Source organism: Bacillus sp. ISO11 (assembly GCF_003458115.1).
GTDB classification, from domain to species: domain Bacteria; phylum Bacillota; class Bacilli; order Bacillales; family Bacillaceae_G; genus Bacillus_A; species Bacillus_A cereus.
Genome location: NZ_QXCO01000006.1, coordinates 76,055 through 99,807, shown reverse-complemented (window position 1 = coordinate 99,807; position 23,753 = coordinate 76,055). Strand labels below are relative to the sequence as shown.

The following is a 23,753-nucleotide window of genomic DNA, read 5'->3' as shown; positions in this document are numbered from 1 at the left end:
ATATTGCCTCCATTTCATCACATACTACAATAAGTATGGATAATATGACTGGAGGGAATAAGATGGAACATGAGCAACATAGTTCGATAAATGATATTCTACATCATTATAAAGAAGGTATAGGTAGTTTTACAAATCAAATTCCTGAAATCGCTGAGACATATAATGCGTTCACGCAAGCTTGTTTTCAAGAGGGTTCTTTAACAAAAAGAGAAAAACAACTTATTGCATTAGGAATTAGTTTAGCAACGCAAGATGAGTATTGTACAATTTATCATACAAAAGGTTGTCTTGATCAAGGATGTTCGGATAAAGAGATTCTAGAAGCATGTGGTGTTTCAGCAGCATTTGCTGGCGGAGCTGCGATGAGTCAAGCGGTAACTTTAGTGCAAGAGTGTTTAACAGAATTGAAAAATCAAAAGCATTGAATAAAAAAACGTTTTAAACTTTATGTTTAAAACGTTTTTTATGTGAAATTAAATTTAAGTATAAAAATTATCTAGGATGGGTTCAATTTATGGTTATACAATAATGGAGAATTTTAAATTTAGTAGGAATGAGAAATAAAAACTATTTATTTAGTTTTAAGGTTTTGTAAAAAGCTTCAATTGTTTCATATAATCAATAGCTTTTGTTTTGTTTTTCTGTTTAGAAACATAATGTGCCTCATTAAAATCTCTATAGTAACTGTTAACTACTTCTTCAGAAAGAGCACCGTCAGATATAGCTCTTTTAACCGCGCAGTTTGGTTCATTTGTATGTGAACAGTTAGAAAATTTACATCTCATAGAAATCTCTTTTATATCTTCATATCCAAAATCAAAATTCCTCTCAAGGTTTATCAAGTCAAATCCTATTTTACTAATAAGAAATCCCTCCACTTTTGAAAGAGTCTTTTAGAAACATACATACAAATTTTATCGTTTTCAATTTGTATTCACTTTAATATTCTATATCTTCATAAATAGATTTTTCTACATCAGGAAGAACTGTGTATATACTCTTACCGATTAAAGCTTCTAATTCTTTCTTAATCGCATAAAACCCTTTCCAATGTAAAGATGTATGAGATGTTGTACCATGACGCAAACCAACAGAAATTAATCTTCTTTCCAGCGTAGTAAAGCCATCCGCATCAGCAAGAGCGTCACAAAGAGTAATTACTTTATTGTATAAGTCGTAGTTACAATGTTCATTTAATATTTCAACTAACCGACTTCTCATATGGTCAGGAACGAGACTCCATTCCGCTGCAATATCTATATGTTCATTTTTGCATGGGAATGAGTGTGTTACACAAATAACAGCGTTTCCTGTATACCCTAAATCATTCATATACATATAACCATCATAGGAATGAATGACCGATTTGGTAAAACCTTTGTATCTTCCGATATCATGCAAAAGGGCAGCATTATATGCTATGTCAGCATCTAGCTTGTACCCTTTTTTTATAAGTTCTATAATTATGTTTTCAGTTGCATGAGCAACATGTAGTGAATGTTCAAACCAAGGGCCCGGGTTTTGTTCATATGCCCATTCGAGTAATTCTTTTGCGTACGTTCTATCTAATATATATTTCATATCGTTATCCTTTCACAAAAAATCATATCTTACTATAAATTCCTCTTATTATTTCATTATTCCTTCTTTAAAAATTGTTACAATGAAACAAAAGGGGGAAAAGTAATGCGAAATTTAGTAATTGAAGAAATTAAGCAACTAGAAAATGATATGGAAGAACTTTCGAAACTTTTAAAAATGGTTGTAAATGATGGGGCATCAATTGGTTTTTTGCCTCCACTGGAACAAAAAGACGCAACAAAGTATTGGCAAACAGTATTAGCGCCAGAAGTGATATTGTATGTGGCTAAAATAAACAACGAAGTAGCAGGGAGTATTCAATTACAGTTAGTTACAAAGCCTAACGGAATTCATAGAGCTGAGATTTGCAAATTAATGACTCATCCAAACTTTAGACGTAACGGTATTGGACGATCGCTTATGAAAAAAGCTGAGGAACGAGCAAAGCAAGAAAACAGGTCTCTTTTAGTATTAGATACAAGAGAAGGAGATCCTTCCAATAAATTGTACAAATCACTAGACTACCAAGAAGTTGGAACAATACCAGGGTATGCAATTTCTACGAATGGAAAGTTAGATGCTACGGTTATTTATTATAAAAACATTTAAGTTATAATCAAACGGGGAGAGTGCTTAATTATTAGTAAGTGAATAATAAACGACTATTTTTAACACCGTCTATATTTTTCTGGCGGTGTTAAAATAGTTAATTATAATCTAATTAACACACTAAATGAATTTGAGAAAGTTTTTAGAGGGTTCTTTTAGTAATGATTCTCGTCTTATAATAAATGTAGAGAAGATGACTAGCCAACTATAGTTATTTTCGCTTTATTATGGGAAGGGGATGAAAGTATGAAAAAGAATAGTTTACAAAAGATGAAGAAAGTTATTTTAAGTGGTGGCGTATTACTTACGGGATTATTAACATTTGGATTTTCAGAAAAGGCTTCAGCTCATGGATATGTAGAATCACCAGCGAGCCGATCTTATTTATGTAAGCAAGGTGTAAATGTAAATTGTGGACCAATTCAATATGAACCACAAAGTGTAGAAGGGATAGGTGGATTTCCACAACTAGGACCTTCTGATGGACAAATTGCAGGGGCTGGTCATTTTCCCGCTTTAGATGTTCAAACTGTAGATAGGTGGAAGAAAGTTACGTTAAATGGCGGGACGAATACATTCAAGTGGAAACTAACGGCTCCTCATAGTACGAAAGAGTGGAAATACTATATTACGAAAAAAGGTTGGAATCCCAATAAACCTTTGACGCGATCAGATTTAGATTTAGTGCCATTCTATGTGAAAAATGACGGTGGAGCTAGACCAGGGACAACAGTAACGCACGAAGCAAATGTACCAACTGACCGTAGTGGATACCATCTTATTTTAGCTGTTTGGGAAATTGCAGACACTGGAAATGCGTTTTATCAAGTTATAGATGTAAACCTTTTGAATAATGGCTTATCCTCAAATTTCGCTTTTAACAATGTAGTGCAAGCTCCTACACTATTTTAATTGAAACATACATTTCGATCATCTAATTCATTTTAGATGATTTTTTTTATGAAAATGATGAAAAATATAGAAGAAAGTGCAATTATTTATAAAAAAATATGCTTTAAATATTGTCATATTTGCTTCTTTAAGATATCCTTTTCATGAAGAGGTGGAAAACATGGAAAAAGTACTAGTTTTCGGGCATAAAAACCCAGATACAGATGCAATTTGTTCTGCAATTGCTTATGCAGAATTGAAAAAAGAATTAGGAATGAATGCTGAGCCTGTACGTTTAGGCGAAATCAGCGGTGAAACTCAATTTGCGTTAGACTATTTTAAAGTAGAAGGACCGCGTTTTGTTGAGACAGTAGCAAGCGAAGTGGACAACGTTATTTTAGTTGACCATAACGAGCGTCAACAAAGTGCTAACGATATCGAATCAGTTCGTGTGTTAGAAGTTATTGACCATCACCGTATTGCTAACTTTGAAACAAGCGATCCTATATACTATCGTTGTGAGCCAGTTGGCTGTACAGCTACAATCTTAAACAAAATGTACAAAGAAAATGGCGTAACAATTCGTAAAGAAGTTGCAGGTTTAATGTTATCTGCAATCATTTCAGATTCTTTACTATTCAAATCTCCAACTTGCACAGAACAAGACGTAGCAGCTGCTCGTGAATTAGCGGAAATCGCTGGTGTAGATGCAGATAACTACGGCTTAGAAATGTTAAAAGCTGGTGCTGACTTAAGCGGAAAAACAATGGAGCAATTAATCTCTCTTGACGCTAAAGAATTCCAAATGGATAATGCGAAAGTTGAAATCGCACAAGTAAACGCTGTTGATACAAACGACGTTCTTGTACACCAAGCGGAACTTGAAAAAGTAATTTCTGCAGTAGTAGAAGAAAAAGGTTTAGACCTATTCTTATTCGTTGTAACTGATATCTTAACTAACGATTCTGTCGGTCTTGCGATCGGTAAAGCAGCAAACGTTGTTGAGAAAGCATACAACGTATCACTAGAAAACAATACAGCTACTTTAAAAGGTGTTGTATCTCGTAAAAAACAAATCGTACCAGTATTAACAGAAGCATTCCAAGCTTAATCGTATTGCGTACAGATGAACAGTAAGGACAAGTAGTCAGATTGGCTACTTGTCCTTTTTTATTTATAATAAGCAGAAATTTTTAACTTTTAAACAGTCGCATTGTGTATGCTTAATGATATGGAAGTATTGAAAAGTAAATTACAGGGGCTTTTTGAAAAAATATTGCATCTGTTTCAAAATTAGAGAGCTGGATTTCGGAGGAACTGCGTTTAAACGCTGAAATACAGATGTTGCGTTTAACTTTTTAGAAGAAAGGATATAAAGTTTTGATTAACGAATTAAAATAAGGATAGCGTTAGCTATCCTTATAATCGTTTATTCGTAAGATTTTTTCTTGTTTATATAAAATGTGATTATCGTAGTAATGAAGAAAATAGGTATCGCATACACTTGTCCAACAAATAACTTCCAGCCGACATAATTATAGCCTTCAGATGCTGGGATGATAACGGAAATAACGCAAACGATAAAATAGACTAATAGTGCAGGGATAATATTTTTCATTTTTATGAACCTCCTTTATTGTTTTATCAATACATACTTGTATTATAATTTAGTTTCATTATTTTGAAGAAAAAATGAAAAAATTTTTATGGTATTATAATATTTGCAATGAGAGTAATCTATAGTACACATATGGTAAAATGTGTAATTTTAACTTTTAGAATTATTATATAGTATCTCGAGAAAAAAATGTACAAAATAACGAATTTTATTTACCAAAGTAAAGGGAGTAGAAATATATATGAAAAGGCTATGTATAATTCCATGCGGAAAAAAGAAAATTTGGGATAAACATTCAGACTACGGACCGATGGAAGCAAAAGATGTATATATTAGTCCGTTCGGAAAAGCATGTCAGGCATACGCAACTATGTTTTTCGAAAACTGGGTTATATTATCAGCGAAACATGGATTTTTAAGACCAAGTGATATTGTATTAGAAAACTATGATCTTGCATTTGATTCAAAAAGCGATGAGGTAATAAGTATAGAGCAATTACAAAAACAGATGGTAGATAAAAGTTTACTGCAGTTTGACGAAATCGTCTTACTAGCAGGGAAGAAGCATAAAAAAGTAGTGACAAAGTTATATCCAGAAGAAATGATTACATATCCGCTAGAGGGGTGTAAAGGAATTGGGTATATGTTGCAGAGGTTGAAAGAAGCTGTGAAGGAAGGGGAGGAAATATAGGTGTAGTTTCAGTGATTTTAAACTCTATTTATTTAGGGAGCTGAAAAGTAAAATAGAGTTTTTAGGCATCGCCGAAAGGGTGATGCTTTTTTGTTCGTGTCGTCATTCATGTAAAAGTAATTTAGAGAATAAATCATTCGATTTATGAAGCGATAGCTTTTTTATATCGAAAACAAATTGCGTCACTTTTAGAAAATATAGGACGTATGGGCACAGTTAAGATTGTAAGTGGGAATAGCAATAAGACAAGTTTTGAATAAGATATTAAGAAAGGAGATGTTGATGAATAATGGCTAGATATAGTTTGCACGGAGGACACAATAGTATTGTTCAAGGTGCTAATTTCGGGAATCGGAAAGAACACGTTCTAGATAGGCAAGTTAAAGATGCCGTGACGGCTAAGTTAAGAGCCCTAGGACACACGGTTTATGACGATACGGACGAGGTAGGGGCAACTCAATCACAAAATTTAAATAATATCATTCGGAATAGCAATTCCCATGCTGTGGATTTAGTTATTTCTTTTCATCTTAATGCAAGTGATGGAAATGGACAGGGTGTTGAGGTTTTATATTATGATCAGAAAGATTTGGCGGCTAAAATCTCAGCTCAACTAGCAAAAGATATTGGATGGCGTGATCGAGGTGCGAAACAACGTACAGATTTAGCAGTATTAAATGGAACGAAGGCACCGGCTATTCTTATTGAATTAGGGTTTATTGATAATGAATCCGACATGGCAAAATGGAATGTTGATAAAATCGCTAATTCTATTGTATTTGCTCTTACAGGACAAACTGGAGGAGGTGCAGCGAATTTGCTCAAAGTAAAAACTGGTGGTGTAGCATTTAGTAATTTACAAGCTTTGGCTCAAGCTATGGTTGATGCGGGTATTGATGGACAAATTGTCGTTCAAAAAGATGGCATTGGTTATGCTATAACGAATGGCTATCCGTCCGGGAATATCGATAAATTTACAGCTTGGTTAGATGCACGTAAATGGTACTATGAGTACGTGAGATAAAACGAAAATTGGTTTGATTAAAAACTAAAAATTGTCTTATTTTTAGTTAACAAGTATATTAAGTAACTATAAAAATATGGACAATTTATATGTAAATTAGTACACAAAACCACCTGTCAGAAAGGTGGTTTTATTTATCAAGCTATTTGCGGGAAGTAAAATTCTCACCTCAAAATTCGGATGAAGCTAAGAAATTAGGTGGGAATTACACTGCTCGTAGCCTCCTACTAATTATCGTTTCACTTTATATAGTTTAGAGTTTTGTAAATCTTTACTTATTAAACCCGTAATAATATTTTGTTTTCTCAATACATAAGCCGAATTTTAAATTATTACCCAATAATATAATACCTCTCATACTATTTATTAGTTGATAATAACAAAAAAACAAGCTTTGAATATAATAATGAAAAAGGATATGTTAAATAATGGGTTATATTGTAGATATTTCGAAATGGAATGGCGACATTAACTGGGATATCGCAGCACCACAATTAGATTTCGTAATTGCACGTGTGCAAGATGGTTCAAACTATGTAGATCCTTTATATAAAAATTATGTACAAGCAATGAAAGCAAGGAATATTCCGTTTGGTAATTATGCGTTCTGTCGTTTCGTTTCAGTAGAGGATGCACGGATAGAAGCAAGAGACTTTTGGAACCGTGGTGATAAAAATGCAACAGTTTGGGTAGCTGACGTAGAAGTAAGAACAATGAACGATATGAGAGCGGGTGCACAAGCTTTTATTGATGAATTACGCAGATTAGGAGCTAAGAAAGTCGGTTTATATATTGCTCATCATATGTATGCTCCATTTGGAATGGCAAATGTCAATTGTGATTTTGTATGGATTCCTCGTTATGGTGGTAACAAACCGGCGTATCCATGTGATATTTGGCAATACACAGAGACAGGCAATGTGGCTGGTATCGGCAAATGTGATTTAAATAAGCTGATTGGAAATAAGCCGTTAGCTTGGTTTACAAATCAAATTGTTGAGCCGATAAAAAAACAAGAAGGGGTTGGAATTATAGTGAATAAATATAACAAAGTAGTTACTTATGAATTTGGTGTAAATTTAATTTCTGACATGATTCAAATGATGGATAAGCTTGGATATACTTCTAAAATAATATCTCGTGGAGATAACCAAGGGCTTGTGTATTTCGAAACAGATTATCGTCAAGGGAACGAACTGGACAAAGCAACTGCTTGGTTAGATACGAAAGGAATTAAATATTTTTATACAAAAGAGTAGTGTGCTAAATAAAGAGCCGTCATGTGACGGTTTTTATTTTTATTTAATCTTTTAACTCTACTTATAATATGGAGAAAATAGACTAATAAACAAGCCTTTGTATACTTTCAAACATAGAATATGATGAATTCTATCAAGGAGGAAGCATATTTATGAGAAATACTTGTCATTGTGGACATTTTCAAGATTGTAATAAATTTTGGGATGATTTAATGTTTGGGAGATGTAGATGTAAGCGCAATGATTTTCACGAGTGTTGTTGCAAAGAGAAACCGAGGTGTGAGTGTGAAAAATGTCATTGTAAAACAAAAGCGAAATGCCATTGTAGGCATGAAGAGGAAGGGTATTAATAATAAAAAAGAGTACGATGTGTACTCTTTTTTGGGGTGATTATATTCCATCTTGAACAGATTTCTTTACAATTACCCATGTGTCTTTCTTTTTAACCGTTATAGCTACATTAGTTCCATTAGATTCCTTATAAAAGATATATCCATTGTTTGAGTTTACATATGTAACTGGTTCACCTATGCAATCTCGCGAGCAGGATTTGTTGACTAGTTCAATTAAGGATAGTTCACTTGGATCGGTTTTACTGGCTTCTATAACAGCATCAAGGGTTGTTTTTCGATAACCTTGCAAGTTTATATGAAAAAGCTGCTCTATTTCTCCTGTAATGCTAGTGTTCATTACTTCTACTGAATTCTTTTTTTCTTGAAGAAAGCCGTTTTCATAAAGTAATTTTGTATAGCCAATCCATGCTATTAACACTAGCATGAAAAACATACCCGTCATTTTAAGTATTCGAAGTCGTTTGCTTATAATTGTTTCTGAGTATTTCATTCACTCTAATCCTCCAATGTTTTTAATTTAAAATATGCTTGGATACATACTTTTAGAAGAGGATGAAAGTTAATGAGTTTTTAATAAAAAAGAAAACATCCAGGGTTAGATGCTTTCTTTTTTTGGTATTTTTGGCTATCTGTTAGTTACTTGTTTCATAAGTGATCTTATTTCTTTAACTGGTGGTTTCTTATCATAGGCATCAACGTAAGAAAAGTAGTAGTTTAAGTTTCTTAGAAGACCTTTTCCTATTTTTGCACTTAAGAAAGGAAAGACTTGTCCGGTATAATCATCGAGAGATTTACAGTAATATTTTTCATCTAAATATATACTGTATTTACATGTTAGTTCTACTAAAGGATTCCCTTCATCATCAAATACTTCTTTAGAATCAATAATATCTATTAGTGCAAATTTTTCATTTAAGTAAACTTTCTTTTTTTTTTCGTGTTTATTTGTAAGTATAAAAACGAGACCAATCGCGTTAATCAAACTATTTCCTCCTATAAAAAACGGATATTAATAAAATATATCGATATAAGCTAAATGTAAAGAGGAGAGGTGAAATATCATGGAGAGAAAACTAAATAAGCCGATTGGTGAGAGCTGATAATCAGTGGGGGATGAACAAACCCCTCACTGATTAAAGTTTCACTTTATTGAAAGACTTGCGGGAATTGTTTTACGATTGCGTTTGTTATCATGTCAGCCATTTCTAATGCTTCTTTTTCAATTTTATCGTAAAGTTTTACTCCTGCTTCATAATCTTTATTTAGGAAGGCAAGTGCTTCTGCTTTCGTTAGTGCTAAATGTTCATAAAACATTTTTCTAAATTCTTCTTTATCTATATATGGGTTGATACTGTTAAGAAATTCAATAATTGCGTCACCATTAGCGTACCATTTTTTCTCTATAGCGGCCGCTGCATTTTGATTACCCGCTTTTGCGGCTTTAACAAGATCCGCTGCAATTACTAAGTGATCTTTAATTAATGCACTATATTTTTTCACTGCATCCTCACCGTAAAATGGTTCAAGTGATAGTCCCATATGTGTTGCGTTTTGTAGAAGTCGTCCAACAGTAACATTAACATCTGGTAAATTAAATACTATACTTATAATAGCCAATCTCGTCCAAGCGACGTGTTGTTCCCATAAAGAACGCATATACCCTTTTAAAAAATTCTCATTTTTACTAATTCGGTAGTTCCGTACGGATAAATCATAGTTTACATAAGGGTTATGGTAGGGGGAGTAATACGATTGCCAATAAGAATACATAAATAGTAACACTCCTTTGAACATGTATAACTCAAAGTATGATGAAGATTTATTTTTAGTTACGTGTCCTAGATTATTTTTAGGGAATTTGAAATGGAGAAATTCAATGAATGGTGTTGTGGTATATATGAATAAATTGAATATAAAGTAAAAGAGGGTCTGTAAGGGAAGTTGCAGACCCTCAAAAGGGTATTGCCGAGATGTCGGACTCGACTACGTAATGTTATCATAAAATTCTTTTGAAAAAACCTGGTAAATGTGTCCAAATGAAATTGGGACCTTCATACAGTCAAAGGGACCTGCTTCCCGCGGCAGGCCCCAATAACTAGATAATGTCGATGAGCAAAAAACTCATCTGGAGTACTTTTATAGTAACAAGTAAAATGTGTTTTGTGTATTGAGAAAGAAGAATTGCATAATTATATGTGAACAATTTAAATCCCAACAATTTATGATTATCATTAATTGTTGGGATCTAAATATGGTTATAAAATGGAGAAAAGACTTGGAAGTGAGATCGAGGTACACAGAAGTATGTAATCATGAAAAAGACCTGCTAATATAAGCAGGTCAACTTAAGGGGTTTATCCAACAGATTATTATATATGGTAACAACTGAATTGTAGTAAGTCTATACATTTAATATTGAGAAAAATTCTGTGAATGATATATTTTTTGCACATATATTAACGTCTAAAAAGTTGAGAAAGAAAATTAAAAAGCTTTTTATAAGAGAATAATGGCTGGTACTTATAGTATGATTCATATTTCCACGCATCATTATTAGAGAATTGGAGTTTTTGTGTTTTCGTTTTTGCCTTGATGGAACTCATATTACGATGTTTCATATAGTAACCTCCTGAATTTATATGTATACGATTAGTAGTATTCAAGAAAGGGAAATAAAATGAACATTTAAATTGAAACTCTTTCTTCTTGTGTACTGGATTTACGTTATAAATGTTGTAAAACATATAAAATAATGATGCTAATTCATATTAAATAAGTGAAGAAACATAGAATAATGAAAAAACAATAAGCATCTAATCATCCCTTTCAAGTCGCATAAGTGATTGATATAATAGAAGTAGATGAAAGATAAAGAAAAGCGGGTGACTCTTTTTTGTTTACTAAAGCACAAGAACTTTTAGCGTCCTACTTTGGTTATTCTTCGTTTCGAAGAGGACAAGATGAAACAATTAAAAATGTACTAGATGGGAAAGATACGGTTTGTATTATGCCAACGGGTGGCGGTAAGTCGATTTGTTATCAAATTCCGGCATTAGTATTTGAAGGAACGACGTTGGTTATATCGCCTCTAATATCACTTATGAAGGATCAAGTAGATACATTGGTACAGAATGGCATTTCAGCTACATATATTAATAGTTCTATATCTATTGCAGAAGCAAATCAGCGAATTCAATTAGCGAAACAAGGACATTACAAGTTACTTTATGTGGCGCCTGAGCGTCTTGATTCGATGGAGTTTGTTGATCAACTTATCGATATGAAAATCCCTATGATTGCGATTGATGAAGCACACTGTATTTCACAGTGGGGACATGATTTCCGTCCAAGTTATTTACATATACATCGCATATTAGATTATCTTCCAGAAAAGCCGCTCGTATTAGCATTAACAGCAACAGCAACACCGCAAGTACGTGATGATATTTGTAACACACTTGAAATTAATCAAGAAAATACAATTATGACAACGTTTGAGCGTGAGAACTTATCGTTTTCTGTCATTAAAGGGCAAGATCGAAATGCATATTTGGCGGATTATATTCGTCAAAATCAAAAGGAATCCGGGATTATATATGCAGCTACTAGAAAAGTAGTCGATCAGTTATATGAAGATTTGATGAAGGCAGGTGTTTCTGTATCAAAATATCATGCTGGTATGAGTGATAGTGATCGAAATGAGCAACAAGAACTCTTTTTACGAGATGAAGTAAGTGTAATGGTAGCAACATCTGCATTCGGGATGGGTATTGATAAATCGAATATTCGTTACGTAATTCATTATCAGCTTCCAAAAAATATGGAAAGTTACTATCAAGAAGCAGGACGTGCTGGTCGTGATGGATTAGATAGTACATGTATATTGTTATATTCTTCTCAAGATGTACAAGTACAGCGTTTTTTAATTGATCAATCAACTGGAGAATCACGTTTTTCAAATGAACTTGAAAAATTGCAAAATATGACCGATTACTGTCATACAGAACAATGTTTACAATCATTCATTTTGCAATACTTTGGAGAAGAACCGAAAGAAGATTGTGGACGCTGTGGTAATTGTACAGACAATCGCGAGAGCATCGATGTGACAAGAGAATCACAAATGGTTTTATCATGCATGATTAGAACGAACCAACGCTTTGGAAAGCAAATGATAGCGCAAGTATTAACTGGGTCGAAGAATAAGAAAGTTATTGAATTTAATTTTCATACTTTACCAACGTATGGGCTTTTATCGAACCGTAGTGTAAAAGAGGTCAGTGAGTTTATTGAGTTTTTAATTTCAGACGAGTTAATTGCAGTTGAACATGGCACTTATCCGACGTTAAAAGTAACTGAAAAAGGGAAAGAAGTATTACTTGGTAAAGAGAATGTTTTACGAAAAGAACGAGTAGAGACAAGACAAATTGTTCAAGACCATCCTTTATTTGAAGTGCTTCGTGAAGTACGTAAAGAAATTGCACAAGGAGAAGGTGTACCTCCGTTCGTTATTTTCTCTGACCAAACATTAAAAGATATGTGTGTGAAAATGCCGCAAAATGATTCTGAATTGTTGACGGTAAAAGGTATCGGAGAACACAAACTTGTGAAATATGGCTCGCACTTCTTACAAGCAGTTCAGCATTTTATTGAGGAAAATCCAAATTATGCTGAAACGATTAAGACAGAAGTAGTTTCAGAGCGTAAAAAGTCAGGAAAAGCGTCCGCAAATTCTCATTTAGAAACATATGAAATGTATAAACAAGGTATTGATTTGAATGAGATTGCAAAAGAACGTAACTTATCAAGACAAACAATTGAAAACCATTTAATTCGCTGCTATGAGGATGGAATGGAAGTAGATTGGCAAAGCTTTGTTCCAGCAGAGTATGAATCTCTTATTGAAACTGCCGTTCAAAATGCAGAGGGTGGGCTGAAATCTATTAAAGAACAGCTTCCGAATGAAGTGAGTTACTTTATGATTCGTGCTTATTTACAAATAAGAAAGTAGAGACATATAAAGGGGATAAGAATTTATGTATCATGTGTTCGTTTATGGCACATTAAGAAGAGGACAAACGAATGCTCATTATATGCAAGGTGCAACATGCATCGCAGACAGAGCTTGGACATATGGAAAATTATTTGATACGAATGAAGGATATCCGGCCATGACTTATTCGATTGAAGAACAGGTGTATGGAGAAGTTTATGTAGTAAATGATGAGATATTGTGTAAGTTAGATGAACTAGAAGAATATACAGGTAATGCGGAGACTGATTTATATGATCGAATCACGCAAACAGTATATGTTGCTGATAGGGAAATTGAGGCATATGTGTATATCGCTCAGAATAAAAAGATGTTAAAGAAAGTGATAGACTCTGGTGACTGGCTTATGTATCAAAAAATATAATAAGGTAGTTTTAAAAATTGGAAAGCAGATAATGACGAATTCATTATCTGCTTTTTATTGTGTGAATAATTGGCGTTCTCTTTTTATTCTTATAGTTCTTAGTACGATTCCAATTCCGAGAAATAAAACAGTAGCAGCGACCCCGCTAGTAGGATTTAACCAAAAATCACTACCGTTTGTAAAAGTAATAATCCCTGTTATTGTAACTAAAACAGTAGGAACAGCAGCCTCGATTGCATGCATGATAACACATGGCCAGACGGATTTTGTAAGTCTATATATTTCAACATACATAATTGACCAACAAACCATAAGGATACAGCCAGATAAAAGCATATTTAATCTTGAGATGGATTCAAAATATTAAAAATATTCATTCGAAGAGCCTCCTTTACTTTTATTTATCCTACTATTTATGGGCAGTAAAACGCCCATTGATTAAAGTCTTTCATTTTTACAATGTTTTTTAATAGATAAATTAAATAGGAGACAAATAGAAAGTAGTATCTTTTGTATGCATCACTATACTATATGTGTATTTGTGTGATTTAGATGTTGCATATTCTTTTTAAATTAGAAAGATGAAAAGTAAGTTTTTTCGGAAAATTTAAATGGAAACTATTGACTTTATGATTGGGTTTTTAATACAATGATACTTCGACTGAAAAATTAGAACGGACAGGAGGGAATCGTCGAAATGAGCAACATATTTGAAGATGAGTTACAAAAAATGAAGGATACTTTACATACGATGGATGAGCAATTGGATAAGCTTGAAAAAACCCCGGTTTATTATGGAGAAGATTTTAAAGAGCAAATTCTTGAAAGTATGAGGGAGTCTAATAGACAAAACTTACGTATTGGTGTGCAAGAGCCGTACTTTGGAAGGTTAGATTTTCAGGAAGATGGAAAAGAAGAAGTTATGCCGATTTATATCGGAAAAGTAGGGGTTTCGGATATGGACACGATGAAGCCAATCATTATTGATTGGCGGGCGCCTGTCGCAAGTATGTTTTATTCATTTACCGGTGGAGAAGAATTAGCATTTTATCAATCACCAGATGGGTTAGTAGAAGGTGATGTGTATTTAAAACGAAACATTTCCATTCGAAAAAGAGAACTTGAACGTGTTGTTGATACATATGTAAAAGGAAATGAAGATGTATCGCATGCCGATGATTTTCTTCTATATCGATTAGGTGAGAATAAAGATAATAAGCTAAAGGATATTGTTTCAACGATTCAATCGGAACAAAATGATATTATTCGAGCGGAAAGAAATTTACCATTACTTATTCAAGGGGTTGCAGGGAGCGGAAAGACAACAATTGCTTTACATCGCCTTGCTTTTTTAATTTATGAATATCGTGAACAACTAGAAGCAGAAAGAATGATCGTATTTGCGCCGAATAGTCTGTTTTTAGACTACATTTCGAGTGTACTTCCTGAATTAGGTGTAGGGAATATTAGTCAAACAACGTTTCTGGATTGGGCATTACGTACGTTAGATGATTCAGTGAAACTAAAGCAGACAGAAGAAAAATTGAAAGAAGCATTTTCAATTAATCGTGATGAAAAGAAGATAATGCTAGGTAAATTAAAGGGTACGTTGGAATTTAAGACGTTTATTGAAGAGAGAATGATCCAATTTGAAAATGAGTTAGTTCCGACAAAAGATTTTGAGGCGTGGGATAGAGTGATTATTCCAGTAGAAGATATTAAAAAATGGATGCAAGTTGAATATAAACATTATCCTTTACAGAAAAGAAGAGAACGATTAGTAGGACGAATGAAGCGCTGGATTGAAATTGAACTTAAAAAATTCGGGGAAACAAACGAGAAAAAATTACTTAAAAAAGAAGCGACTAAGAGACTGAACGCATATATGAAGTTTTGGCCGAAAATGAGTGCTCTTTCACTGTATAGTTCAATAGTAAAAAGTAAAGAAATACTCGAGGTATTACCTGAAGAACTTGTTAAAGAAACAGAAAAGAGTTGTCGTAAAAAAGAAGTGTATGTAGAAGATTTACCAGCTTTAATATACATACATCATCGTATAACAGGGATTGAAATCGGGCAGAAGTTTCATCACGTTGTTATTGATGAAGCGCAAGATTTTTCGCCTTTCCAAGTTTATGTATTAAAAGAAATTACATTAGGTAATTCTTTCACTATATTAGGTGATTTATCGCAAGCGATTTATGATTACCAAGGAATTGAAGATTGGAATGCTTTTAAGGAAGTATTCCAAGAAACCGGTTATTATGAATTGACAAGAAGTTATCGTTCTACAAAAGAAATTATTGAATTTGCAAATGAAATAATTAAAAATGCAGAAATCCCAGTAGGACTCGCAACACCAGTCTTCCGCAGTGGAGAAGATGTGAAAGTAATTCATGCGGAAAATCAATTTACTGAAATTGTGAAGACGGTAAAACATTTGCAAAATGCAGATGTGAAAACAATTGCGGTAATCGGAAGAACAGAAGATGAATGCCGTGATATATATGTGAAATTAACAAATGCAGGATTAACGGTAAACGTAATTGAAGCAAACCAAAGTAAATATGAAGGTGGTATATCAGTAGTACCTGTCTATTTAGCGAAAGGTTTAGAATTTGATGCGGTGCTTTTAATTGATGTGGATGAGGAACATTACAAAAACACAAAACATGATGCAAAGTTACTATATGTCGGATGTACGAGATCACTTCATGACTTATGGATTTTCCATAGTGGGGAAGCGTCACCTTTAATTAAAGGATTAAAATAAAGTGAAACTATAATCAGTGGGGAGTTTTACTGCAAGCTAATGTGGGATAAATATAAAAAGAGGGTTTCTATTACTGTCTACTTAACAGGGAAATGACTATGAAGACCCTCTTTTTATATTGAAATTAATGTTCAATTTTAAACGAATAAAGCCATTAATATTAAATCTTGATAGCTACCATCCAATTTTACACCCTTTGCTTTTCTACCCTCTTCAAAGAAGCCTAGATTCTTATATAACTGGATTGCACCTAGATTATCTTCCATTACCTCAAGACAAACTTTTTCAATCTTACTGTTATTTTTAGCCCAATTGATTAACGTTTCTAGAAGAGCTCTTCCAATACCATAATTTCGATATTCGGGTAGTATGGTCATCGCAAAAGCCCCTTGATGACTAATTTTTTCTTTGTTTCCGTTCTTAAAATCTATTGCACCGACTAACTTACCATCAACTTCAGCAATAAACTGTACATAATTTGGATTTTCATAATAAGCTTTTAACGTTTTTTGAATAGCATCGATACGCACCTTTTTTACATCCTCAACCGTACTTAGCATGTATGGAGCGTTTATTAAAGCTTTTGAAGCAGAATCTAGTATTCTTTCTGCATCCCGTTCTTTAGCTTCTCTAATTATTATTGTTTTTCCATCCTTAGATTTATAAGTAAAAACATTAGTTGATAAGATACTACACACCCCCTTTCGGAATATAATTAGTTGAATTTTTTAACTATCGTACGATTATTAAGTAAGAAAAAATCGTATCACCTTTTTCTGCAATCGCTCTACTTCAACGTAATGACGATTATTTCAAATATTTTTAATTTTTACAAGGATTTATTCCGTTATATAGCCCGATTGTTGAATAACATGACTGGCGTTTTTTAAACAACTTTATTATCTCTGTACACGATGAATTAACGACTTGAGCTGTTGTGTAAATAATATACAATGACCTTTTCTAATTCCTGAGTTTGTTCTTTTTCCCGTACAAGAACGGCATCTACTGGAGTTTGTGTATGTTTTAACCAATCTAGAATAAGGTGTAGTTGTTCTTGTATTTGCCCAATGTTTTGCTCCTTTATGTTCTTATTCTGAATTCTATCAATTAATTGAAGCATATAGGGAAGTTTTTCTATACATTCACTTAAATCTCCGCAATAACCTGAAGGGAATTCATGTGTACCAAATTCTAAAGTATTGATGTAATTAGAAACTAGGTATATCAAGGCTTCTTGTTCGGTATCACCACCTAATTCAATCGCTTTTCGAAGGGATTTTTCTAAATCGTCTTCTTTATTGCTAGAGTCCATATAAATTCCTATCCATCTAAAAGGTCTTGAATCAAATGGGTTGTTTTCTGTCCATCTATATAGAATGTCAATTAGAAAACTATTTAGTGAGAAAGTTAAGACCTCATCTTTTTCGTTTAATGCATCTAAAATAGTAAACAGCGAAATGGCAAACTCTTCTTGATCTTTTGATTCCCATTTCTTTGCATTTGTAATAAATGTCTCTAAATGTTTAAAAGCTAATTTTCGAAGTCCCGCTTCGCGATGCTGACAGTAACAAATAAAATCATGCCAATGCTCAGTTGTATTCATATGTATAATAATAGTTTGTAATGCAGTGAGAGGTTTATCCACTATAAGTCCCCAATCTATTAAGCACGTGTTGAAAATTTAGTGTTATTATATCATTACAGAAATTAAAGTAGGAAGAATTTAAGATGGATTTTATTGGTCACGGGATCCAATCGATTGGTAATGTAGCGGTTCTAACAGGACTCATTATTGAATTTGAAGATGAAACGTAAAAAAGTTATTATGTTTATCTGAATATTGAGGGAATGTGTTTATTTAATTTTTAGAAAACATAGACTATTAAATTTGTAAATGGTATAATCTTCTTATTATTGGAATTAAAATCAAAATATTTGAAAATAAAGGATAGGGTTGGTTTTAATGGGGGATTCTGATCACAAAGAAACACAGGCAATATTAAAGTTATGGTTTATTTATATACCACTTGCATTTGGAGAATTTGTCTTTTCGAATATCATAGGTTATTTAAAAAAATAAAGATTTTGTATTTGAAAAACAATTAACCTAATTTAATTGTTTTTTTATTTTCCTCTAATAAACCAAACAAAAATTGAGATTTTGAACAAGATGAAGTTTATGAAGGAAATAACGTTGATTAGGTGCTGAAAACGGGAATTCATTCAAGCATGGTAATTCGCCGTTTTTATAGCTTCCTATAGTGAGATGTTATGTTCACATCATATGTATACGATATTTGTAACTTAATATAGCATTACTGGAACTTCAAAATTAGTAGTTAAGGTTGTTACCTTATAGAGTGTTATATATAACTTAGCTAAAAAAGCACAAATCATATAATTTGAGCTGTTCATTATCTGTTTTTTGGTAAAAAATTATAGTTTTTGTCACATTAATACTGTACGATACATAGTATAAAACACATACTGTATGACATATAGTAATGGAAATGAGGTGAGTGAATGGATACTTTATTAAATTCGTTAATTACTGAGTTAAGAAGAGGGACATTAACGTTAGCTGTTTTAAGTCAATTAAGAACGCCGCAGTACGGATATTCACTTGTCCAGTTATTAGAGCAATCAGGGGTTACAATTGATCAAAGTACTTTATATCCACTACTTCGCCGATTAGAAAAGCAGGAATTAGTGACGAGTAGTTGGGATAAAACGGAGAGTAGACCTCGTAAGTATTATGTTTTAAGTGATTATGGATTAGAAATATTTTTGCAGTTGAAAAAAGAATGGATAAAGGATTCGAAAGAACTTTATAACTTATTAAAGGAGGAGGAAGAGAATGAATTTAATTGATCTCTATATCCAAGAGGTTGCGAAGAGATTACCTGAAAAAAATCGTGAAGATATTACACTTGAACTAAGGTCAACTATAGATGATATGTTACCTGAAGATTATAATGAGAAAGATGTAAAGAGCGTTCTCGAAAAATTGGGGAGTCCGGTTTCATTGGCTAATGGTTATTTGGATAGACCGATGCATTTAATTGGACCACGTTATTTTGATGTATATACAACGTTGTTAAAAATGATTATACCAATCGCAGCTGTCATTGCACTCATATCAATGGTTGCAGAAAATTTTATAGGCTATAGTGGTGATCAAGCGGTATTAAATGTTATTTTACAATTGATAGGTAAAGGCATTGGGGGAATTTTTGAAGTGGGCCTCCATGTATTTTTCTGGTTGACACTTGTGTTTGTTATTTTAGAAAGAACAGATAAAGACAAAGGTATCGAGCCGTTGACGACAAGTTTAAAAAAATGGACACCAGATGATTTGAAAAACATCTCGTATATCCCAAAGAAAAAAGTAATCTCGAAGTTTGAAGTTTTTGGAGGTTTAATGTGGACAGCAGTTTGGGCTACACTTTACTTTTATGCGAATCATCTTGTTGGTGTATATAATGGTACGGCAAATGGACTGAAGTTTGTCTCGCCAACTTTTAATCAAGATGTTTTATTGCAGTACTGGCCAATCGTTGTAATTATGATCGTTTTTGAAATATGTATATCCCTTTATAAATTAGTGCAGGGACAATGGACTCAAAGATTGGCGATTGGGAATGCTATTCTTCAAATAGCTGGGACGATAGTATTCATTGTGATTGTAGTAAATCCACATGTATTTAACGCAGGGTTTATTACGTATTTGGCAAATGCATTTACTATTTCCTCAGAGGAGTTTAAAATGTGGCTCATTGGGGGAGGAATTTTCTTCTACATGTTATCTGCTGCAATAAATATATTTGATGGTTTCCGAAAAGCTAGTATTCGTATGTAGATGAAAATCGGAAATTTCAATAAAATAAAACTATTAAAAAGATAGTAAAATAAGGTGAACATGATGAAAGGAAGAAAATAATGATAAGGGAAGCAACGAAAAAAGATTTAGCATACATTTTAGATATTTATAACGATGCGATACTTTATACAACAGCTGTATATGCGTATAAACCTGTAACCCTTGAAAATAGAATAGATTGGTATGAACAAAAAAAGGCTGAAGAGTATCCAATTATCGTATATGAATTAGATAATAAAGTAGTAGGATTTGTGACATTCGGCCCATTTAGAGCGTGGCCTGCTTATAAATATTCAGTTGAACATTCTGTGTATGTAGATAAGGCATATAGAAAAAATGGCATTGGGTCTTCATTAATGAAAGAATTAATCAAAATTGCAAAGGAAAGAGGGTATATGACCTTAATTGCTGGAATTGATGCAGAGAATGAGAAAAGTATTGCCTTGCATCAAAACTATGGATTTGTTCATGCAGGAACAATAAAAAAAGCTGGTTATAAGTTTAATAAATGGCTAGATTTAGCTTTTTATCAGCTGGAACTTAACGGTCCTGAAAATCCTATAGAAGAATAAATATTTTTCGGTAGCAAGAAAAAATTCATGCTACCTTTTTCTTATTTTAATAGCTCATATGAGCTGCTGAAAAGGTTTTTTATATTCGATATTGAATTTATTGGTATAATAGGAATGTTTAACGAATTTCCACTTCTTTATGTGATTGGGGGAAAAGATTTACCGAATCGCCGTGAAAATAAAGAGGTAGATGAAGCTTTTGCAGTAGTTTTAAAGTACATATACAAAGAATATAGTGAAAGCATGCTAGGAGTGAGCGATTGAAAAGAAACTTAAAGACTTCAACAATCATTATTTTAATTTTAACGATTATTGCTCTTGAAGTTGGAATCGCACTATATGATCACAATTTGTCATTAAATACAATTTACTTTGCAGCGATCCTTATTTGTATTGTATTGCTTTTTGGCACACGTGTTTCTGAAGAGAAAGAAAGTACATCGAAACGAAGACCAAGAAAAATAGCTGTTATATTTTGGCCATCTATTTTATTGTCTACCGCTTGTTTTGCAGTTATAAGTTACATAAGGTTAGGCTATGTCTCTGTACCAGGGATAATTGGCTTTTCATGCTTTGTTACATATGGTGGATTCGTTTTGATTAGTATTTTAAAGAGGAAAAATAAAATGTAGCTTACTAAGCTGAAAGGAAGCAATGTATATGAAACATATAGAGAACGGTACACGTATTGAAGGAGAATACATTAAAAATAAAGTCATTCAATATAATATGTCCATCTTAACAGATGAAGTAAAACAGCCGATGGAAAAAGTAAGCCTCGTAGTAAAAAATGAAGAAGGAAAAATATTTGGTGGTGTAACAGGTACGATGTATTTTTATCATCTTCATATCGACTTTTTATGGGTTGATAAATCAGTTCGTCATGACGGTTATGGTAGTCAACTGTTACATAAAATTGAAGAAATTGCGAAGGAAAAAGGGTGCAGATTAATATTGCTAGATTCATTTAGTTTTCAAGCGCCAGAATTTTATAAAAAGCACGGTTACCGAGAGTATGGTATCGTTGAAGATCATCCAAAAGGTCATAGTCAGCACTTTTTTGAAAAGAGATTATAATAATATTATGTATACTGATTGATGGGAGAAAGCATATGTACACGTATAAATTGCAACAAGAACAACCAATCTGTGCAGAAAAAATTAAGAAGCTTTATGATTCTGTCGGTTGGTGGCCAGAAAGAAAAGAAGTCGATATTAAAAAAATGTTAAAGAATAGTATAGCCATTGGAGTATGGGAAGAAAATGAATTAGTTGGATTTGCTAGAGTCGTTTCTGATGGTGTTTTTCGAGCATACATTGAAGATGTTGTCGTACATGAGAATGTAAGAAATAAAGGTATTGGAGAGAAAATGCTTACAATATTACTTCGAGAAATATCTCATATTGATATTGTTAGTCTATTTTGCGGAGAGAAGCTAATAAAGTTTTACGGTGAGCAGCAATTTCAAGCAACGAAGCAAATTGTGATGCATCGTAATCAAACAGGGAAAGAATAAGAGGTACCAATTAAAATGAATGCAACAAGAGCGTACTGTTTATCGAAAAGAAAAGCGACAGAAGATTCTCCAGATGGCTGGAGTGCAACATGTATGAGGCTTAATAATAAAATATTTGCGATAGTAAATCATGAAGAAGGTGAAAAGGCTGCGATTACATTGAAGTGTGATCCAGAAGTCGCATTAAGAATAAGAGAAGATTATCCAGAAACAATTATTCCAGGGTATCATATGAATAAAAAACATTGGAATACCGTTTATATTCATAAGGGTATAGAGCAGGAGCAAATTAATAAAATGATTGATTGGTCGTATGATTTAGTACTACAATCATTTTCAAAGAAAAAGCAGCAGGAGTTAATGGATTAATATGTATTAGGAGTGTGTGTAATGAAAGATTCGATTAAAGATACGTATGATAAATTAGCGAGTACATATAAAGAAAATCTAGATTTCGCAAATCCATATAACAGTTATTATGAAAGACCGGCGATAATGGAGCTTATTCCAAAGGAACTAGAAGGAAAAAAGATATTAGATGCTGGATGTGCAGCTGGATGGTATACTTCTCAATTCATAGGAAGAGGAGCAAATGTTACAGCAATTGATGTAAGTCCTGAAATGGTAAAAGCAGCAAAAGAAAATATAGGAGAAGAAGCGACGTTCCTTTGTCATGATCTGCAAGAAACATTGCCATTTGAAGATAATACGTATGATGTGATTGTAAGTTCATTAACTCTTCATTATATAGAAAATTGGAATCAAGTATTTCAAGAATTTCGTCGTGTATTGAAGCCAGGTGGAGAACTGATTTATTCTATTCATCATCCTTTTATGGATTTCACAAAGTTTCCATGTGAAAATTATTTTGAAAAACAGTTATTAATAGATACTTGGGTTAAACCGAATATTACTATTGAAGTCAAGTTTTTTAGAAGATCATTACAAGACATACTAAATGAAACTACAAATTATTTTGTATTAGAAGAGATAGTGGAACCGAAGGCAATTGAAAAAATGAAAGAAGTAAGCGAAAAATCATATCATTATTTAAATATGAATCCACATTTTCTTATCATAAAAGCAATCAATAAATAGCTAGTAAAATAACTTTGTTTTACTAGCTATTTACAGTTTTACATTACATATTAGGAGACTTTAAAATGAATACGAAACGAAATAGAGTAGTATATGCACTATTTACTATAGTTGTTATTATTTTAGGTCTTAGCTCAAGAAAGTTTGCTTTTGCACTACCACATCTATTAAATGATTATTTAGGTGATGCATTATGGGCATTAATGATTTTCACTGGCTTTGGATTTTTGTTTCCTAAAACAGAGACGAAGAAGTTGGCTTTTACTAGTTTAATGTTTTGCTACGGGATTGAAGCGAGCCAATTGTATCATGCGGAATGGATAGATAGCATTCGTGCAACGACTTTGGGCGGACTCGTGTTGGGATACGGTTTTTTGTGGAGTGATGTAGTGGCTTATACAATTGGTGTTGGAGTGGGAATACTGTGTGAGGTTATTTTTCGGAAGAAATAAGAATTGTAAAAG

Annotated in this window: 29 protein-coding genes and 2 pseudogenes; 22 read left to right on the top strand and 9 right to left on the bottom strand. The window is 32.9% G+C overall.

Going from position 1 to position 23,753, the window contains the following annotated elements:
* The first annotated feature begins 35 nt into the window (after positions 1 to 35).
* The gene (locus tag D1166_RS08330) at positions 36 to 428 is read left to right on the top strand and encodes a carboxymuconolactone decarboxylase family protein (protein WP_002005224.1); all 393 of its coding nucleotides are present in this window, start codon (positions 36 to 38) and stop codon (positions 426 to 428) included.
* A gap of 156 nt (positions 429 to 584) precedes the next feature.
* Here the strand turns inward: D1166_RS08330 and D1166_RS08325 are convergent, their stop codons facing one another.
* Together D1166_RS08325 and D1166_RS08320 are read right to left on the bottom strand one after the other, a co-directional pair.
* A complete protein-coding gene (locus D1166_RS08325; protein ID WP_000398282.1) occupies positions 585 to 881 on the bottom strand; it encodes a P-loop NTPase family protein in 297 nt (98 codons plus the stop codon).
* A 61-nt stretch (positions 882 to 942) separates the two neighbouring features.
* Complete coding sequence (locus D1166_RS08320) at positions 943 to 1,584, bottom strand: HD domain-containing protein (RefSeq protein ID WP_000874109.1); 642 nt, start codon at positions 1,582 to 1,584, stop codon at positions 943 to 945.
* 105 nt (positions 1,585 to 1,689) lie between these two features.
* Here D1166_RS08320 and D1166_RS08315 point away from each other — a divergent pair, with 105 nt between their 5' ends.
* The 3 genes from D1166_RS08315 (at position 1,690) to ppaC (ending at position 4,195) form a co-directional block, all read left to right on the top strand.
* On the top strand, positions 1,690 to 2,193 hold the full coding sequence (locus D1166_RS08315; protein ID WP_097855975.1) for a GNAT family N-acetyltransferase: 504 nt from the start codon (positions 1,690 to 1,692) through the stop codon (positions 2,191 to 2,193).
* Between the two features lie 246 nt (positions 2,194 to 2,439).
* Positions 2,440 to 3,105, top strand: a complete 666-nt coding sequence (locus D1166_RS08310; RefSeq protein WP_000742279.1) for a lytic polysaccharide monooxygenase — start codon at positions 2,440 to 2,442, stop codon at positions 3,103 to 3,105.
* A gap of 160 nt (positions 3,106 to 3,265) precedes the next feature.
* Positions 3,266 to 4,195 carry a manganese-dependent inorganic pyrophosphatase gene (gene ppaC / locus D1166_RS08305; protein ID WP_097855976.1) on the top strand — a complete coding sequence of 310 codons (930 nt, stop codon included), beginning with the start codon at positions 3,266 to 3,268 and terminating at the stop codon, positions 4,193 to 4,195.
* Between the two features lie 318 nt (positions 4,196 to 4,513).
* On the opposite strand, the gene D1166_RS08300 is transcribed toward ppaC, so the two are convergent.
* Entirely contained in the window at positions 4,514 to 4,702 is a 189-nt protein-coding gene (locus tag D1166_RS08300) for a DUF4017 family protein (protein ID WP_000789486.1), read from the bottom strand.
* 241 nt (positions 4,703 to 4,943) lie between these two features.
* On the opposite strand from D1166_RS08300, the gene D1166_RS08295 reads away from it, so the two are divergent.
* The 4 genes from D1166_RS08295 to D1166_RS31210 all read left to right on the top strand — a co-directional run bounded on the left by D1166_RS08295 (position 4,944) and on the right by D1166_RS31210 (position 8,066).
* Complete coding sequence (locus tag D1166_RS08295) at positions 4,944 to 5,393, top strand: DUF6884 domain-containing protein (protein WP_000824872.1); 450 nt, start codon at positions 4,944 to 4,946, stop codon at positions 5,391 to 5,393.
* A gap of 289 nt (positions 5,394 to 5,682) precedes the next feature.
* Positions 5,683 to 6,417 carry an N-acetylmuramoyl-L-alanine amidase gene (locus D1166_RS08290; protein WP_097861597.1) on the top strand — a complete coding sequence of 245 codons (735 nt, stop codon included), beginning with the start codon at positions 5,683 to 5,685 and terminating at the stop codon, positions 6,415 to 6,417.
* 428 nt (positions 6,418 to 6,845) lie between these two features.
* Positions 6,846 to 7,676, top strand: coding sequence for a GH25 family lysozyme (locus D1166_RS08285; RefSeq protein WP_097855977.1), 831 nt, complete (start codon positions 6,846 to 6,848; stop codon positions 7,674 to 7,676).
* 216 nt (positions 7,677 to 7,892) lie between these two features.
* On the top strand, positions 7,893 to 8,066 hold the full coding sequence (locus tag D1166_RS31210; protein ID WP_165851660.1) for a hypothetical protein: 174 nt from the start codon (positions 7,893 to 7,895) through the stop codon (positions 8,064 to 8,066).
* Here D1166_RS31210 and D1166_RS08280 read toward each other — a convergent pair whose 3' ends face one another.
* From D1166_RS08280 to D1166_RS08270, 3 genes are all read right to left on the bottom strand, one after another.
* Positions 8,067 to 8,519 (bottom strand): hypothetical protein, encoded by a 453-nt coding sequence (locus D1166_RS08280; protein WP_000877575.1) that lies wholly within the window; start codon positions 8,517 to 8,519, stop codon positions 8,067 to 8,069.
* A 135-nt stretch (positions 8,520 to 8,654) separates the two neighbouring features.
* Positions 8,655 to 9,011 carry a cytoplasmic protein gene (locus D1166_RS08275; protein WP_097855978.1) on the bottom strand — a complete coding sequence of 119 codons (357 nt, stop codon included), beginning with the start codon at positions 9,009 to 9,011 and terminating at the stop codon, positions 8,655 to 8,657.
* A 164-nt stretch (positions 9,012 to 9,175) separates the two neighbouring features.
* The gene (locus D1166_RS08270) at positions 9,176 to 9,799 is read right to left on the bottom strand and encodes a hypothetical protein (protein ID WP_000287727.1); all 624 of its coding nucleotides are present in this window, start codon (positions 9,797 to 9,799) and stop codon (positions 9,176 to 9,178) included.
* A 1,123-nt stretch (positions 9,800 to 10,922) separates the two neighbouring features.
* Here D1166_RS08270 and recQ point away from each other — a divergent pair.
* Entirely contained in the window at positions 10,923 to 13,040 is a 2,118-nt protein-coding gene (recQ, locus tag D1166_RS08265) for a DNA helicase RecQ (RefSeq protein WP_000494270.1), read from the top strand.
* Positions 13,041 to 13,065: 25 nt separating this feature from the next.
* Positions 13,066 to 13,446, top strand: a complete 381-nt coding sequence (locus tag D1166_RS08260; RefSeq protein WP_000274915.1) for a gamma-glutamylcyclotransferase family protein — start codon at positions 13,066 to 13,068, stop codon at positions 13,444 to 13,446.
* Between the two features lie 54 nt (positions 13,447 to 13,500).
* Here the strand turns inward: D1166_RS08260 and D1166_RS08255 are convergent.
* Positions 13,501 to 13,809, bottom strand: a pseudogene (locus D1166_RS08255) (CPBP family intramembrane glutamate endopeptidase); the annotation flags it as partial.
* A gap of 334 nt (positions 13,810 to 14,143) precedes the next feature.
* Between D1166_RS08255 and D1166_RS08250 the strand changes: the two are divergent.
* Positions 14,144 to 16,219 carry a HelD family protein gene (locus D1166_RS08250; RefSeq protein ID WP_097861598.1) on the top strand — a complete coding sequence of 692 codons (2,076 nt, stop codon included), beginning with the start codon at positions 14,144 to 14,146 and terminating at the stop codon, positions 16,217 to 16,219.
* 137 nt (positions 16,220 to 16,356) lie between these two features.
* Here D1166_RS08250 and D1166_RS08245 read toward each other — a convergent pair whose 3' ends face one another.
* Both D1166_RS08245 and D1166_RS08240 read right to left on the bottom strand, forming a co-directional pair.
* Positions 16,357 to 16,917, bottom strand: a complete 561-nt coding sequence (locus D1166_RS08245) for a GNAT family N-acetyltransferase (protein ID WP_170953986.1) — start codon at positions 16,915 to 16,917, stop codon at positions 16,357 to 16,359.
* Positions 16,918 to 17,138: 221 nt separating this feature from the next.
* Positions 17,139 to 17,867, bottom strand: a complete 729-nt coding sequence (locus tag D1166_RS08240; RefSeq protein WP_097855980.1) for a hypothetical protein — start codon at positions 17,865 to 17,867, stop codon at positions 17,139 to 17,141.
* 92 nt (positions 17,868 to 17,959) lie between these two features.
* Between D1166_RS08240 and D1166_RS32300 the strand changes: the two are divergent.
* From D1166_RS32300 to D1166_RS08190, 11 genes and pseudogenes are all read left to right on the top strand, one after another.
* Positions 17,960 to 18,034, top strand: a pseudogene (locus D1166_RS32300) (DUF6944 family repetitive protein); the annotation flags it as partial.
* Positions 18,035 to 18,745: 711 nt separating this feature from the next.
* A complete protein-coding gene (locus D1166_RS08235; RefSeq protein ID WP_000380301.1) occupies positions 18,746 to 19,093 on the top strand; it encodes a PadR family transcriptional regulator in 348 nt (115 codons plus the stop codon).
* Positions 19,080 to 20,081, top strand: coding sequence for an HAAS signaling domain-containing protein (locus tag D1166_RS08230; RefSeq protein WP_097855981.1), 1,002 nt, complete (start codon positions 19,080 to 19,082; stop codon positions 20,079 to 20,081). The genes D1166_RS08235 and D1166_RS08230 overlap by 14 nt, the downstream gene beginning before the upstream one ends.
* Positions 20,082 to 20,161: 80 nt before the next feature.
* On the top strand, positions 20,162 to 20,674 hold the full coding sequence (locus D1166_RS08225; protein WP_097855982.1) for a GNAT family N-acetyltransferase: 513 nt from the start codon (positions 20,162 to 20,164) through the stop codon (positions 20,672 to 20,674).
* A 114-nt stretch (positions 20,675 to 20,788) separates the two neighbouring features.
* On the top strand, positions 20,789 to 20,938 hold the full coding sequence (locus D1166_RS08220; RefSeq protein WP_000481400.1) for a hypothetical protein: 150 nt from the start codon (positions 20,789 to 20,791) through the stop codon (positions 20,936 to 20,938).
* Entirely contained in the window at positions 20,935 to 21,306 is a 372-nt protein-coding gene (locus tag D1166_RS08215; RefSeq protein WP_118043274.1) for a hypothetical protein, read from the top strand. Before D1166_RS08220 ends, D1166_RS08215 begins: the two co-directional genes overlap by 4 nt.
* 28 nt (positions 21,307 to 21,334) lie before the next feature.
* Positions 21,335 to 21,751 (top strand): GNAT family N-acetyltransferase, encoded by a 417-nt coding sequence (locus tag D1166_RS08210; RefSeq protein ID WP_000680418.1) that lies wholly within the window; start codon positions 21,335 to 21,337, stop codon positions 21,749 to 21,751.
* Between the two features lie 35 nt (positions 21,752 to 21,786).
* Entirely contained in the window at positions 21,787 to 22,191 is a 405-nt protein-coding gene (locus tag D1166_RS08205) for a GNAT family N-acetyltransferase (RefSeq protein ID WP_097855984.1), read from the top strand.
* 15 nt (positions 22,192 to 22,206) lie between these two features.
* The gene (locus tag D1166_RS08200) at positions 22,207 to 22,560 is read left to right on the top strand and encodes an MmcQ/YjbR family DNA-binding protein (protein ID WP_000994622.1); all 354 of its coding nucleotides are present in this window, start codon (positions 22,207 to 22,209) and stop codon (positions 22,558 to 22,560) included.
* 21 nt (positions 22,561 to 22,581) lie between these two features.
* Complete coding sequence (locus tag D1166_RS08195; RefSeq protein WP_097855985.1) at positions 22,582 to 23,289, top strand: class I SAM-dependent methyltransferase; 708 nt, start codon at positions 22,582 to 22,584, stop codon at positions 23,287 to 23,289.
* A 65-nt stretch (positions 23,290 to 23,354) separates the two neighbouring features.
* Positions 23,355 to 23,741, top strand: a complete 387-nt coding sequence (locus tag D1166_RS08190) for a ribosomal maturation YjgA family protein (RefSeq protein ID WP_006918662.1) — start codon at positions 23,355 to 23,357, stop codon at positions 23,739 to 23,741.
* Positions 23,742 to 23,753 lie beyond the last annotated feature (12 nt).

Coding starts and splice junctions, on each gene's coding strand:
- D1166_RS08330 (WP_002005224.1), top strand. CDS start 36: ATGGATAATATGACTGGAGGGAATAAGATGGAACATGAGCAACATAGT.
- D1166_RS08320 (WP_000874109.1), bottom strand. CDS start 1,584: ATGAAATATATATTAGATAGAACGTACGCAAAAGAATTACTCGAATGG.
- D1166_RS08315 (WP_097855975.1), top strand. CDS start 1,690: ATGCGAAATTTAGTAATTGAAGAAATTAAGCAACTAGAAAATGATATG.
- D1166_RS08310 (WP_000742279.1), top strand. CDS start 2,440: ATGAAAAAGAATAGTTTACAAAAGATGAAGAAAGTTATTTTAAGTGGT.
- ppaC (WP_097855976.1), top strand. CDS start 3,266: ATGGAAAAAGTACTAGTTTTCGGGCATAAAAACCCAGATACAGATGCA.
- D1166_RS08300 (WP_000789486.1), bottom strand. CDS start 4,702: ATGAAAAATATTATCCCTGCACTATTAGTCTATTTTATCGTTTGCGTT.
- D1166_RS08295 (WP_000824872.1), top strand. CDS start 4,944: ATGAAAAGGCTATGTATAATTCCATGCGGAAAAAAGAAAATTTGGGAT.
- D1166_RS08290 (WP_097861597.1), top strand. CDS start 5,683: ATGGCTAGATATAGTTTGCACGGAGGACACAATAGTATTGTTCAAGGT.
- D1166_RS08285 (WP_097855977.1), top strand. CDS start 6,846: ATGGGTTATATTGTAGATATTTCGAAATGGAATGGCGACATTAACTGG.
- D1166_RS08280 (WP_000877575.1), bottom strand. CDS start 8,519: ATGAAATACTCAGAAACAATTATAAGCAAACGACTTCGAATACTTAAA.
- D1166_RS08270 (WP_000287727.1), bottom strand. CDS start 9,799: ATGTATTCTTATTGGCAATCGTATTACTCCCCCTACCATAACCCTTAT.
- D1166_RS08260 (WP_000274915.1), top strand. CDS start 13,066: ATGTATCATGTGTTCGTTTATGGCACATTAAGAAGAGGACAAACGAAT.
- D1166_RS08250 (WP_097861598.1), top strand. CDS start 14,144: ATGAGCAACATATTTGAAGATGAGTTACAAAAAATGAAGGATACTTTA.
- D1166_RS08235 (WP_000380301.1), top strand. CDS start 18,746: ATGGATACTTTATTAAATTCGTTAATTACTGAGTTAAGAAGAGGGACA.
- D1166_RS08230 (WP_097855981.1), top strand. CDS start 19,080: ATGAATTTAATTGATCTCTATATCCAAGAGGTTGCGAAGAGATTACCT.
- D1166_RS08225 (WP_097855982.1), top strand. CDS start 20,162: ATGATAAGGGAAGCAACGAAAAAAGATTTAGCATACATTTTAGATATT.
- D1166_RS08220 (WP_000481400.1), top strand. CDS start 20,789: ATGTTTAACGAATTTCCACTTCTTTATGTGATTGGGGGAAAAGATTTA.
- D1166_RS08210 (WP_000680418.1), top strand. CDS start 21,335: ATGAAACATATAGAGAACGGTACACGTATTGAAGGAGAATACATTAAA.
- D1166_RS08205 (WP_097855984.1), top strand. CDS start 21,787: ATGTACACGTATAAATTGCAACAAGAACAACCAATCTGTGCAGAAAAA.
- D1166_RS08200 (WP_000994622.1), top strand. CDS start 22,207: ATGAATGCAACAAGAGCGTACTGTTTATCGAAAAGAAAAGCGACAGAA.
- D1166_RS08195 (WP_097855985.1), top strand. CDS start 22,582: ATGAAAGATTCGATTAAAGATACGTATGATAAATTAGCGAGTACATAT.
- D1166_RS08190 (WP_006918662.1), top strand. CDS start 23,355: ATGAATACGAAACGAAATAGAGTAGTATATGCACTATTTACTATAGTT.